Annotated in this window: 10 protein-coding genes; 6 read left to right on the plus strand and 4 right to left on the minus strand. The window is 51.1% G+C overall.

What is annotated here, in order from left to right; translation table 11 throughout:
- Positions 1-544: 544 nt before the first annotated feature.
- Genes NST04_RS22135 through NST04_RS22145 form a run of 3 tightly spaced genes read left to right on the plus strand, consistent with a single transcriptional unit; the run spans position 545 to position 4,122 of the window.
- Complete coding sequence (locus NST04_RS22135) at positions 545-1,252, plus strand: hypothetical protein (RefSeq protein WP_341021397.1); 708 nt, start codon at positions 545-547, stop codon at positions 1,250-1,252.
- Between the two features lie 18 nt (positions 1,253-1,270).
- A complete protein-coding gene (locus NST04_RS22140) occupies positions 1,271-2,956 on the plus strand; it encodes a vWA domain-containing protein (protein WP_341186175.1) in 1,686 nt (561 codons plus the stop codon).
- 26 nt (positions 2,957-2,982) lie between these two features.
- On the plus strand, positions 2,983-4,122 hold the full coding sequence (locus tag NST04_RS22145; RefSeq protein WP_341186176.1) for a toxic anion resistance protein: 1,140 nt from the start codon (positions 2,983-2,985) through the stop codon (positions 4,120-4,122).
- Between the two features lie 89 nt (positions 4,123-4,211).
- Here NST04_RS22145 and NST04_RS22150 read toward each other — a convergent pair whose 3' ends face one another.
- Complete coding sequence (locus NST04_RS22150; RefSeq protein WP_341186177.1) at positions 4,212-5,135, minus strand: helix-turn-helix domain-containing protein; 924 nt, start codon at positions 5,133-5,135, stop codon at positions 4,212-4,214.
- Between the two features lie 273 nt (positions 5,136-5,408).
- Between NST04_RS22150 and NST04_RS22155 the strand changes: the two genes are divergently transcribed.
- From NST04_RS22155 to NST04_RS22165, 3 genes are all read left to right on the plus strand, one after another.
- On the plus strand, positions 5,409-6,257 hold the full coding sequence (locus tag NST04_RS22155) for an ornithine carbamoyltransferase (RefSeq protein WP_341186178.1): 849 nt from the start codon (positions 5,409-5,411) through the stop codon (positions 6,255-6,257).
- Positions 6,258-6,296: 39 nt separating this feature from the next.
- Entirely contained in the window at positions 6,297-7,598 is a 1,302-nt protein-coding gene (locus tag NST04_RS22160; RefSeq protein ID WP_341186179.1) for a DUF5050 domain-containing protein, read from the plus strand.
- 168 nt (positions 7,599-7,766) lie between these two features.
- Complete coding sequence (locus NST04_RS22165) at positions 7,767-8,318, plus strand: hypothetical protein (protein ID WP_341186180.1); 552 nt, start codon at positions 7,767-7,769, stop codon at positions 8,316-8,318.
- A gap of 75 nt (positions 8,319-8,393) precedes the next feature.
- Here NST04_RS22165 and NST04_RS22170 read toward each other — a convergent pair whose 3' ends face one another.
- The 3 genes from NST04_RS22170 to NST04_RS22180 form a co-directional block, all read right to left on the minus strand.
- Complete coding sequence (locus tag NST04_RS22170) at positions 8,394-9,533, minus strand: DUF4179 domain-containing protein (protein WP_341186181.1); 1,140 nt, start codon at positions 9,531-9,533, stop codon at positions 8,394-8,396.
- Entirely contained in the window at positions 9,523-10,059 is a 537-nt protein-coding gene (locus NST04_RS22175) for a sigma-70 family RNA polymerase sigma factor (protein ID WP_341186182.1), read from the minus strand. Before NST04_RS22175 ends, NST04_RS22170 begins: the two co-directional genes overlap by 11 nt.
- Before the next feature lie 559 nt (positions 10,060-10,618).
- Entirely contained in the window at positions 10,619-11,851 is a 1,233-nt protein-coding gene (locus tag NST04_RS22180) for an aminopeptidase (protein WP_341186183.1), read from the minus strand.
- Positions 11,852-11,941: the final 90 nt, after the last annotated feature.

The raw sequence follows: 11,941 nt of genomic DNA on the forward strand, positions 1-11,941 counted from the left end.
CCTAACTCCGGGACAGGGACCGCTTGGTTCACGGTCCTTATCATCGTAGTTAGGAAGAATAGGCTTCCTGTAGAAACCCTCGCCCTGTGACATCGGAATGGCTGCGAGGTTATACGAGAACAATATAGAGTTATGAAATTATTGCCTGGTTACGCCTGAATGACGACTGTTCATATGTTACACGCCAAGTGAGCTGACGTCAAGCCTTAATTCTTTTAAATTTGAAATTCAGGGTACATAGACCTCTTTTCAATTAATTCTCCAGCCAATGAACAATAACAAACACAGACCCTACTCTCCCAAATTATGATAAAATATAACTCAATTCAGCAGATCATTTGAAAGGAGCCTACATATGGTCAAGCCCCGTCCTCAATCCGGCGCAATCGTAAAAATTTGAAACATTGACAAGTTTCGATACGTAGCAGTCTGTAATAGCCTTCATTCTAACTCTTTTCATGTGATTCAAGCTGCTATCCCCAAATATACTACTATGGAGGAGGTGTAGATCCTGAACAGATCCGGGCCCGTTAAGCTCCTCGGCATGATTGCCGGAGTTGTAATCTTAAATGTCATCGTTCTCTCTCCCGGCCTGCTCGGTGTCGAGATCGGCGGAAGTCCGCTGGAAACGGCATCGGCAGTAACCCTGTTAATCATCAGTCTGCTGGTCGTCCTATATGGCAGTTACACCTTGCTCTTCAACCCCCCGGCTGCCAAGCCCGTTAGCGTGCAATTAGAGACGCGGGAGGATTACATTGCCGGCCTCGGCCGTCACCGGAATGTGAAGGTGCTGAAGGATGATATCGCCCTCGCCCTGGACCAGATGGAGCGGATTGAGAAGAAGAAGACCGCACTGCTCCAGGTGCTGGGCCGCAGGTTCGATCCGGCTGAGCTCAGCTTCCGCAAGTTTCATTCCGTCATTATGGAGGTCGAGAAGCTCTTTTATCTGAATATCCGGGGGCTGCTGGGCAAGCTCAGCGTATTCGATGCCTCAGAGTTCGCCAGATTTAGTGCAGATAACGCGTCTACCCGGTTTTCCAGCTCCCTGATTCAGAAGAAAACCGCGTTATACAACGAATATCTCTCCTATGTCAAAGGCTGCCTCGGGGCCAACGAGGAAATTCTGCTGAAGCTGGATCAGCTGCTGCTGGAGATCACCGAGCTGGGCAGCACAGATTATACCAATGTGGAAGACATGCCATGTATGCAGGAATTAACCGCCTTGATCGGGCAGACGAAACTCTATCAGTAAGGAAAGGGAGATGAACCTATGAGGAAAGGCAAAACACTGTTCATACTCGGCATTATCGCCGCATCCGTCTTCGCACTTGTCTATTTCGGAATTACCTTAACGTCCAATCTGGGCAAATCCAAGACAGAAATCTCTGCCGAAGACGCCGACAAAAGACTGAACCGCATCTATAAGGATATCAACGTGACCAGTGCTGAGCCTGTAAAAGGGCAGATTGATCTTGATCCGGCGTCCATCGGCGATTCGTTGCCCGATATCTCCAAGTTCCCCATCTCCGTAGAGAGCACAACCGATAGCTACGTCGAGATTTTCTCCTCCACGGAGAAGTCCGGAACAGGCAATGACGGCTGGCTGAATGAAGTCGCAACAGACTTCAACGCTGCCGGTATTACAATAGACGGCAAACCGGCCTCCGTCAAAATCCGCAACATCGCTTCCGGCACAGCCGCTGATTATATCCGGTCCGGCAAATATGTGCCTGATGCCTTCACTCCCTCTAATGAGCTATGGGGCGAGATGGTTAAGGCCGGCGGAGTGCAGGCCGAGCTGGTTACGAAGCGTCTGACCGGCAACGTAGCCGGAGTAGTAATGAGCAAGCAGAAATACGATCAGCTGGTCGACAAATACGGTTCGATCAACGTGAAGACCATTACCGATGCCATTGCGGCTAATGAGCTGGCGATGGGGTACACCGATCCTTTTGCCAGCTCAACGGGGCTGAATTTCCTGGTCACCGCTCTGAGCACCTTCGACAGTACGGATCTGCTGGGAGACAAGGCGGTTCAAGGCTTCGAGAAGTTCCAGGCCAACGTGCCCTTCATCGCCTCCACCACCCTGCAAATGCGGGAAGCGGCCAAATCCGGCATGCTGGATGCCTTCGTGCTTGAGTATCAGACCTTTGTCAATGCGAAGGACCTGACCAGCGGCTATGTATTCACCCCGTTCGGGGTAAGACATGACAGCCCGCTGTATGCACTAGGGCAGCTGCCGCCGGAGAAGCTGGCGATCATTAAGAAATTCGGCGAATTCGTCCAGCAGGAGAAGTACCAGAAGACAGCTGCCGACAAGGGCTTCAACGGCCTGAGCGACTATGTCTCCGAGCTGGCACCGGTTGACGGCTCCATTCTCTCCTCAGCCCAGAAGCTCTGGAAGGAGAAAAAGAACGGCAGCAAACCGATTGCGGCAGTGTTCGTAGCCGATGTCTCAGGCAGCATGGCCGGCGAGCCGCTGAACCGGCTCAAGGAGTCCCTGCTGAAGGGCCAGAAATTCCTCGGCAAGGACAACAGCATCGGCTTCGTCTCTTATTCCAGTGATGTTACTATTAATTTGCCCATCGGCAAATATGACACCAATCAGCAATCCATGTTCGTAGGAGCGATTAACAGCCTTCAGCCTGTGGGCGGAACGGCTACCTTCGACGGGTTGGTGGTTGCGATGAAGATGCTGAAGGATGAGCTGGCGGTGAACCCGGATATGAAGCCCCTGATCTTCGTGCTTAGCGACGGGGAGACGAACGAAGGCCATTCCCTGGATGATATCCGGGGCCTGATCGAGACGTACAAGATTCCGGTATACACCATTGGATATAACGCCAATATCAAGGCTCTGGAGAGCATCTCCAGCATCAACGAGGCGGCCAATATCAATGCTGACACAGAGGATGTAGTATACAAAATCGGTAATCTGCTCAACGTGCAAATGTAGACTTTATATTCTGAAGGAGGGTTCATATGTCATTCACCATGGAAATTCCCAGCCCCGAGAAGCTGAAATCAGTCATCGAGGAGCAGGTCCAGCCGGAGCCGGAGGAAGTCACCCAGCTTAAGGAGCAGGCGATTAATAATGTCTCCAGTATTTTGGAGTTGGACTTCGAGTCTCTGGAGAAACGCAAGGCCGTGCTGCAGTCCATTGACAGCTTCGGGATGGGCACCATGCGCTCCTCGTCGGAGAAGAACTCCCTGCTTCAGGTATCGGTGGGCAATCTGTCCAAGACCGGGGATGAAGGCGGCCAGGTCGCCAAGGGATTAACCGAGTTGCATCAGCAGCTTAAGGATCTAGATCCCAGCGCGGTCGATTTCGCCAAAAGCGGGTTTCTCGGCAAGTTTTTCCATCCCTTGCGTAATTATTTCGCCAAATATCAAAAGGCCGACGCTGTCATCTCAGATATTATTCTATCCCTGGATAAAGGCAAAGCCGTGCTGAAGAATGACAACACGACACTGGAGATTGAACAGCAGACCCTGCGGGAGCTGACCAAGCGCCTTAAGAAGGAGATTCAGCTCGGCATCCTGATGGACGAGGAGATTGAGAAGCAGATTGAAGCTGCTAAGCAGCGCAGTGAAGATGAGGATAAGGTGCGGTTCATTACGGAGGAGGTGCTGTTCCCGCTGCGCCAGCGGGTGATGGATCTGCAGCAGATGCTCGTGGTCAATCAACAGGGAATTATGGCCATCGAGGTTGTCATCCGCAACAACAAGGAACTGATCCGTGGAGTGGACAGAGCCAGGAATGTTACGGTATCTGCGCTTAAAATTTCGGTTACGGTAGCCAGCGCCTTATACAACCAGAAGATCGTTCTCCAAAAAATCGAGTTGCTGAACCAGACCACCGATAATCTGATCAGTGGCACCTCCAGAATGCTTAAGGAGCAGGGTGCAGCCATTCACAAGCAATCGCTCGAAACCAGTATTTCGGTCGATACGCTGAAGCAGGCCTTCACCGACGTCCTCTCTGCCCTGGATTCGATAAGTACCTACAAGCAGGAAGCGCTCCCCAAGATGCGTGAGACGATTATCCAGTTCCGGGAGCTGGCAGATAACGGCGAACAGCAGATTCAGCGGCTGGAAAAAGGAAATACGCTCGGGCTGTAGCAGCAACGCTACCCATATTTAACGCAAAACAGAGCATGACGCGGATACGCCGGTGCTCTGTTTTTGTCTGTCTATTTTCTTTTTGCTGTCTACTTCCCTGTATTCAACAAGCCTGCCACCATTCTGCTCAACGTCCCTTGATCGATGAACGGGGCGAGGCTTGCTAGCAGATCCGGGCTAAGCTGTTCCGCTTCGACTTCACCAAGCAACTTCTCAAGCTTCCCCCTATCCAGAAAAGGAGCGAGTCCTGGGAGCCGATTTCCATCGACTGTACCGTCTGCCACGCGGTCAACCAGAAGGCCTAACGTCCCCCTGCTAATAAAGGGAGCCAGTCCTTGAATGGAATGCCAGCTGGGGCTGTCCCCACTGGCTTGTTGCACCAACCGGTCCAGCTGTTCCCGTTCCAGAAACGGGGCGATGCCCACAAGATTGTTCACCTCTCTAGAACCGTCTGCTGCTTGATCAACAAGTAGGCTTAAGGTTCTGCTGCTGACGAACGGCGCAAGTCCGGCAATAACATCCCATGCCATTTCTTTCTTTTCAGCCTGACGAACCAGTTCATCCAATGTATCTCTTCCCAGAAACGGGGCTAGACGCATAATTACATTTAAACTAAGGACGCTGCTGTCTATACCCTCTGTGACCTTATTAAGGGCACTTGCTTTTACAAAAGGCGCTACCTCTACAAGCTCTTCCATCTCCAGCCTACCGGCATTAACCATCTCTGTAACCTGGCCCGGCCTGTTCTCTGCAATCTCCTCTACGATCCGTCCCAGATGCGGGTGTTCCCGATGCTCTGCGTGGTCTCCTGCATTCAAAATGTCGTCAACGGTTAAGCCGAATAACCCCGCAACCTGCGGAAGTGTTCCAATATCCGGCAGCGAGTCGCCCCGCTCCCATTTCGATACGGCCTGATGACTTACATTTAGTTGATCGGCAAGCTCCAGCTGGGTCCAGTCCTGGTCTTTGCGAAGCCGCGATATATAAGCCCCAATTCTGCGTAAGTCGAGCATGATATCCCTCCGAGATTATAATATGTACAGTGCGCACTGCCAGAAACAGCATAGCATTTCAGCATACGCAATCCTATCAATTGCTGGTTGAATGGCTGCATCCCCTCTGATTCAACTGCCGGTAGAATGTTCCGGATGACAATATCAGGGTTAAGTATTAATGAAACCCCCTAAATATTTTAACATAAAATGGGTTGTATACTATTCCTGATTATTGTATATTTATTCAACCGGCATTTATTGCTGATTTCTCATCTACCGGGGGATACACCGATGCATTTTTTGAATATCAACCAGTTTACTGCAGAGCAGATTCTGGATATCTTTGAATTAACCGACCGGCTGCGTCTCCGAAAATCAGAACCACTGCTCGAAGGTAAAACGATGATTCTCTTCTTCCCGGAGACCAGTCTGCGGACAAGGGTCAGCTTCGAGAAAGGCATCCGCGACCTGGGCGGGGCCTGCATTCCCTTTCCGCCGGAGACGCTCGACAAGAAAGAAGCGCCGGGCGATATCGTCCGCTACCTGGAGAACTGGGGGGATGGCATTATTGTCAGAACACCTGACCTCTGCAAACTGAAGGAACTGTCCGCCTACGCCTCTGTTCCCGTTATTAATGCGATGACTGCTCATAATCACCCTTGCGAAATTCTGGCTGACCTGTATGCTCTGCGCAGTCTCCGGGACAACTACCGGGAGCTGACCTACACCTTCGTTGGACCGCCCGGCAATATATCAAGAACTTGGCTGGAGGCGGCGCAAGCCCTGAATCTCTCGTTCCATCATGTATGCACGCCAGGTCATGAGATGGCCAGCGGCAATCACCCCGGCTATACTTTTCATACGAGTCTGGATAGCGTGTTACCGGAGAGTGATGTGATTCTTACCGATTCATTGCCCAAGGATTTCTTGACTCCGGAGTATATCCATGCCTACCAGATTACACTGGACCGGATGAAGCAGACAAGACCCGGGGCGCTGCTGAACCCCTGTCCTCCCTTCTTCCGCAATGAGGAGGTCAGTGAAGAGGTTATTGCTTCGCCTTATTTTGCCGGATTCGGGTTCAAGAAAAGCCTGATCTATCTTCAGCAGGCCATTCTGATCTATTGCTTATCGCATTGATGTACAACACATCTACACTTACTGAAGGGGAGAATGACTATGAAGGCTTTATACTTACTATCCAGAAAAACAGGTGTCCTTCTGCTCGCGCTGATACTGGCGTCACTCGGTACAGTTGGAGGCGGCAGACAGTCACACACAGCAGCAGCGGCTGCTTCTGCGAAATCATATGTGTACTATGTCTCTGACGATGTTCTATACCGTGTGACCTCAGATGGAAGTGAGACACAGACGATCGTAGAGAACTATGACGGCAACGGATTAGACTCGACCGGCAAATATTTGTATTTTTACTATGATGACGGTATGGGAATTCAGCGGCTGTCCCTTAGCGATCCCGATGCTTTAATTACAAGCTTCCTCGGGGACCGGAATATCCTCTTTTACCTGTTCGAGGGTCCATATCTGTACTTCCTGGATGATACAGGGCACATCTACCGCACCTTAGCCGACGCTGACGATGATACACACCTTACCCTTATAGCAGATAACGCCGATGTGAATTTCCGGACCTTCAACGTCTCGGGCGGGCGGATCTACTATAATGCGCTGAAGAACAACACAACCTGGGTTGCTTCGAGGTCCCGCGACGGGAGCGGGGTCATTCAGTGGATTGCCAGCGGAGCTATTCAGAAGAGCAAATTCTATCATCCTTACGCTACAAGTATTAACCTTATGATTGACAACAAACCTGCTGAAACCGAGTATTCTCTGAACTCCATGGTGCTCTACACCCTGCCTCTAAGCGGCGGAGCTGCCAAAGCAGCCAATGCGAAGAATCCGCTTCAATCCAATGATGTCTCCTCCGGGACCTGGTCCAATAATTATTTCTTGTTCAACAAGGGAATCAAGCTGGATGCCGAGGGAGAGGATTTCGACTACAGTACAGGCGCAGGCTTCCTGATGGATAAGAACGGGAAGATCCTGCAGCTAAGCCAGAACAGTGTGATCAGCATCAGCGAGATTGCTGCGAATAAACTGGTATATGCAGACTCCAAAGGCAAAGCCTACATCAGCACGCTGGCTAACGGCAAAGTCACCTCCTCCAAGACGCTGCCGCTGTCGAATGTTCAAGATATCCGAACGGTTAAGAACGGGGCGGCGCTTACCACCGTGTTGTTTACCGCAGCCGATGCTTACTTGCTGAATGCCGATTCATCCTTGATCAAATTGAGCGGAGTAGAATCCGATTACTCTGTAATTACAAACAATATTCCCGGCTTGTATTATATCAACGGTCTGGATAACGATTGTTTATACCGGTACAGCAATGACGGCAAAACCAAAACCAAGCTGTCCACTGGCCCGGTTAGCTATATAGCGCTGGTCTCCGCGAAGTAATATACAGAGAGAATAAGCCGGAATTTCCGATATCGGAAGTTTCGGCTTTTTTTAGAAATGCGAATAGATAAAGTTCAGTTTATAACAGAGACTTGCCTATGAACAGGCATGATTTCCGGTATACAGTGGGAGTAGGTGTTATAGATAATTACAGAAAGCAGGCTGGCAATGAATATATCGATCAAGCTAACCGGGCCGGATGAAGCCTATATTATCAAAAATATGTTACCGCTCTATCTGCATGATCTTTCAGGTCATTACGGACTTGTGGAGGGGCATCTGCCTAACCGGCATGGCATCTTTGAGGACACGGACGAATACCGCACGCTGGCAGATCAGTATGAGGTGCAGAATATTTGGTGGGACAAGCCGGGCATTCTGTACTCTTTTCTGATTCAAGCTCATTCGATGCCGGCAGGCTTCGCACGGATTGCTACCCCTCCATATTGTGCGCAGGGCGTCGATTATTTCGTGAGCGACTACTTTCTGCTGCAGCCCTTCAGAGGGACGGGAATCGCGGAACAGGCGGCGGTGCTGGTGTTTGAACAGTTTCGCGGCGAATGGGAGCTGTTCACCAACCCGGCAGCGAAGAATATCACCGGCCAGAAATTTTGGCGCAAGACCGTCTCCCGCTACACGCAGGGCCAATATTCTGAGCGGACCGGGGAGACTTTTGACGGACAGAAGCTTGCATTCAGGTTCAATAACCGGGGGGGTTAGAACTACTCTGACCTCACCGCAAAAAGGCTGACCCGCTGGATATACCAGTAGTCAGCCTTTTTCGTGTACAAGTGTTCACGGCAGAATGGGCAAGTTAATATCCCTAGTACTCTTGCCGGTCCCTGTCTTCATAATCATATTCATTGCTTCCGGCTTATCGAGCAGATTGCTGCCAGAGTACCATTCAAAGCCCTCGTAAGTGCCTGATCCTGACGACATCCCTATCTCGGTGGTTCCGTACTTCGTTATCGATTGAATTTTTCCCCCGTGTGCGGCGCCAAATATCTTTTGCCGGTTCTGCCATGTAACCTCAGACTCATTTTTAATTTTGACTATAGTGCGGGTCATCAAGGGGGAGAGCTCAACCTGCTCCAGTGTCACTTGAACGCCCTCCAGTATGAAATCTTCCTCCGGCTGGACAATGACTGTCTGTTGCTGTTTGAATTTCGGGTCCAGCTTGAAGCTGATCTTGAGTCTTGGAGAATTATGCACATCGGTTAAATTTACACCCTTGCTCTTCCCCAGATCTTTCATTTTCCCTTCATTCATCGAGGCAATCAGGAAATTGGCTTCCACCTGTTCCGGGAATGGCTTGTTGCGGTCCAGATAGATGACACTCCGGCCATAGAAAATACGATAATCGTCGTGACCGTTTGTCTCAGCATTAGCACCAATCTGACCGCCGCTGTCCAGATCGTATCCGGTTTCCAGATTCTTGATTCTCGCACTGCTAATACCATAGATCTCCTGTCCTTCCGCAACATTAGCTGTATACAAAAAGATGATTTTGTTCTCATCCGCCGTTACCGCATTCAAGGTAATCCGGTAATCCCCGCTGGCTGCACTCTGATTAATCTCCTGAATGTATCCTTGCCGGATCGCCGAATCCAGTGTAGGTGCCTCTGAATCAAATTCATAGAGCCGCTTGAACATTTCCAGCCCGCCCCAATTCACTTCTCCGGCAGGTACGGCGGCCCGAGGTACCGCATCATGAATGACTGGGATGAAGAACAGAATCACTACAGCAATAGCGGCTGCGGCTATTCCGAGGAAGGAGCCTTTGGTGAGTCTGCCCTGCCAGCTTTTCCGGCGTCCGCGCTCGATCCCTGCTTGAACCGCCCCTCTGACCTCATTGCCCCCGCAGTCCACCCGCACCTCCTCACGGATACGTAGCGCATCGGACAGCATCGCCTGTTCTTCTCTGCTATTGTTCATTCCATTCACCCCGGTTCTTCATAATTTCCCTAAGCTGCTTCAGGCCCTTGTGCTGCCAGGTTTTGACGGTCCCCTCCGGCTTGCCCAGCAGGACTGCGATCTCAGCCAGGGTCAGATCATTATAATATTTGAGCAGCAGCACATGGCGGTATTTCACCTTCACCTGCGAGAGCGCCCACTGCATTTCCATGGCATCCGTACTGTTCTGCATGACCCCCTGCTGCATATTCTCTGCCGCTGTAGGGACTGCCCTTTTTCTTCTGCGCTGCTCGTCTATGCAGACATAGATTAATATTCGGATCAGCCAGGTTTTGAACGCGCTGGGGTCCTTCAGGGTCCGCCGTTTCATCCAGGCCCGGCAGGTGGTCTCCTGGAGCGCTTCCAGTGCGTCATTGCGGTTGCCCAGATAGCTGTAAGCAATATGGTATAGCTGGTCGCTGTGCTCCATCACCGCTTTGACAAAATCCGTCTCCTCAAGCGGCACAGCGGCAGTTACCCGCTTCATCTCTGCCCCGGACATCGTCATCTCTCCCTCTCCTCTCCATCACATTTACATGAATTAGACGGAGAGGTTATGCAAACAGTTTTAGTCTGCGGTAATTATTTTATAACTTCCACGAACAACAGAAAAGCCGCAACCCCCGCTGCCGGGAATGTTGCGGCTTTTCTTGTTATATAGGAAACTATAGTTTCCTGCTGCTGTGGAGAAGGTGCTGGACCAAATGTATGTCAAAAACAGCATACGTTGTGCTTGCAAGCAGGCACACGTCTAATTGTATGTGAAAAACAGTATACATGGGCTCGCAAGCAGGCATATGGACTGAATGTATGTGGAAAACAACATACATTGTGCTCGCAAGCAGGCCCACGCCCTCAATGTATGTCAAAAACAGTATACATTGTGCTCACCAGCAGGCCCACGCCCTCAATGTATGTGAAAAACAGCATACATTTGCTCACATGCAGGCACACAGTCTCATTGTATGCTAAAAACAGCATACGTTGTGCTCGCGCAAAGGTAGTCTTATTCATCCGGTTAGGATGATTTTGTTCTGGAGATTATTTCACTTCCAGATAGGATACACCTAAAGTACCCAATTCCCCTTACGGAACACCGGCTCAATCGTGCCGTCAGCCAGTTCTCCGTCAATATCTAGCGCATCGGAGCCTACCATGAAATCGACATGCGTGAGGCTGACGTTTGCCCCTCTGGACAGCAATTCCTCGCTGGTCATGGAAGTGCCCCCTTCAATATTAACGGGATAGGCGCTGCCCAGCGCGAAATGGCAGGAAGCATTCTCATCAATTCCGGTGTTGTAGAACACTCTGTTCAGCCGGGAGATCGGCGAATCATACGGCACCAGCGCCACTTCTCCGAGGTAGGAGGCTCCTTCATCCGTATCCAGCAGGGAGGTCAGGTGCTCACGGCCGGATTCAGCGTCATAGGCGGTAACCTTGCCGTCTGTGAAGGTAAGTGTGATTCCGTCGACGAGCCGCCCGTTCAGGTTCAGCGGAAGCGTACTCTTGACGGTGCCATTCACACCGGTGCGGTGGGGCATCGTGTAGATCTCTTCTGTAGGCATATTCGCTACAAAATAAACGCCACTCCCATTCTCCCCGCCGCCGCCGCGCCACAGATGGCCTTCCGGCAGTTCGACACGCAGATCCGTTCCAGGGGCACGGTAGTGCAGGCTTTTGTAGCGCTTGGCGTTCATACGGTCCTGGCTCTGCTTCAACTCGCCGATATGAGTACGCCAGGCAGCCACCGGGTCTTCGCTGTTCACACGGTTCATCTGGAAGACTGCTTCCCACATCGCATCGATCCGCTCTTCCTCCGGCAGATCGGCGAACACCTTGTCCGCCCAGGCACGTGTCGGCGCCTTAATCAGCGACCAGCTGATTCTGCTGTTCCGGGTGTAGGCCTGGTACTTCTTGCGCGCAACCGCAGCCGCTTTAACGGCAGTGGACACCTTGGCCGAATCAATCCCGCGGAATAATTCCGGGTCCGGCACTTTTATATGTAATATAGCTCCGCCTTCTTCAGCGAATCCCTCCAGCATATCGGCATGCCACTGCGGATAATACCCGAATGATTCCTCAGGTGCCTTCTCGTAACGGATGCGTGTGACCGCTTCATCGTCCCAGTCCACAAGCACGTATTTCGCTCCAGCGTCATAAGCCTTGCCTACAATCAGCCGGGTAAGCTCCGCTGTCTCCAGCGGGGCGTGAACCATCAGCACTTGTCCCGGCTGCACATTCACACCCACCTTGACTACCAGCTCTGCGTATTTCTCCAGCATCTGCTCAAAATCCTTCATTTCTTCTCTTCCTCCATATCTTCACTGTCTCTGTATAATTATAGCGGAAGACCGCGAAGATGGCACGTATCTATCATCTATGTACAACCG

Source organism: Paenibacillus sp. FSL H7-0756, from assembly GCF_038006765.1.
GTDB lineage: Bacteria > Bacillota > Bacilli > Paenibacillales > Paenibacillaceae > Paenibacillus_AQ.

Excerpts from the sequence above, each read along its gene's own strand:
- NST04_RS22135 (WP_341021397.1), top strand. The coding sequence starts at position 545 with ATGATTGCCGGAGTTGTAATCTTAAATGTCATCGTTCTCTCTCCCGGC.
- NST04_RS22140 (WP_341186175.1), top strand. The coding sequence starts at position 1,271 with ATGAGGAAAGGCAAAACACTGTTCATACTCGGCATTATCGCCGCATCC.
- NST04_RS22145 (WP_341186176.1), top strand. The coding sequence starts at position 2,983 with ATGTCATTCACCATGGAAATTCCCAGCCCCGAGAAGCTGAAATCAGTC.
- NST04_RS22150 (WP_341186177.1), bottom strand. The coding sequence starts at position 5,135 with ATGCTCGACTTACGCAGAATTGGGGCTTATATATCGCGGCTTCGCAAA.
- NST04_RS22155 (WP_341186178.1), top strand. The coding sequence starts at position 5,409 with ATGCATTTTTTGAATATCAACCAGTTTACTGCAGAGCAGATTCTGGAT.
- NST04_RS22160 (WP_341186179.1), top strand. The coding sequence starts at position 6,297 with ATGAAGGCTTTATACTTACTATCCAGAAAAACAGGTGTCCTTCTGCTC.
- NST04_RS22165 (WP_341186180.1), top strand. The coding sequence starts at position 7,767 with ATGAATATATCGATCAAGCTAACCGGGCCGGATGAAGCCTATATTATC.
- NST04_RS22170 (WP_341186181.1), bottom strand. The coding sequence starts at position 9,533 with ATGAACAATAGCAGAGAAGAACAGGCGATGCTGTCCGATGCGCTACGT.
- NST04_RS22175 (WP_341186182.1), bottom strand. The coding sequence starts at position 10,059 with ATGACGATGTCCGGGGCAGAGATGAAGCGGGTAACTGCCGCTGTGCCG.
- NST04_RS22180 (WP_341186183.1), bottom strand. The coding sequence starts at position 11,851 with ATGAAGGATTTTGAGCAGATGCTGGAGAAATACGCAGAGCTGGTAGTC.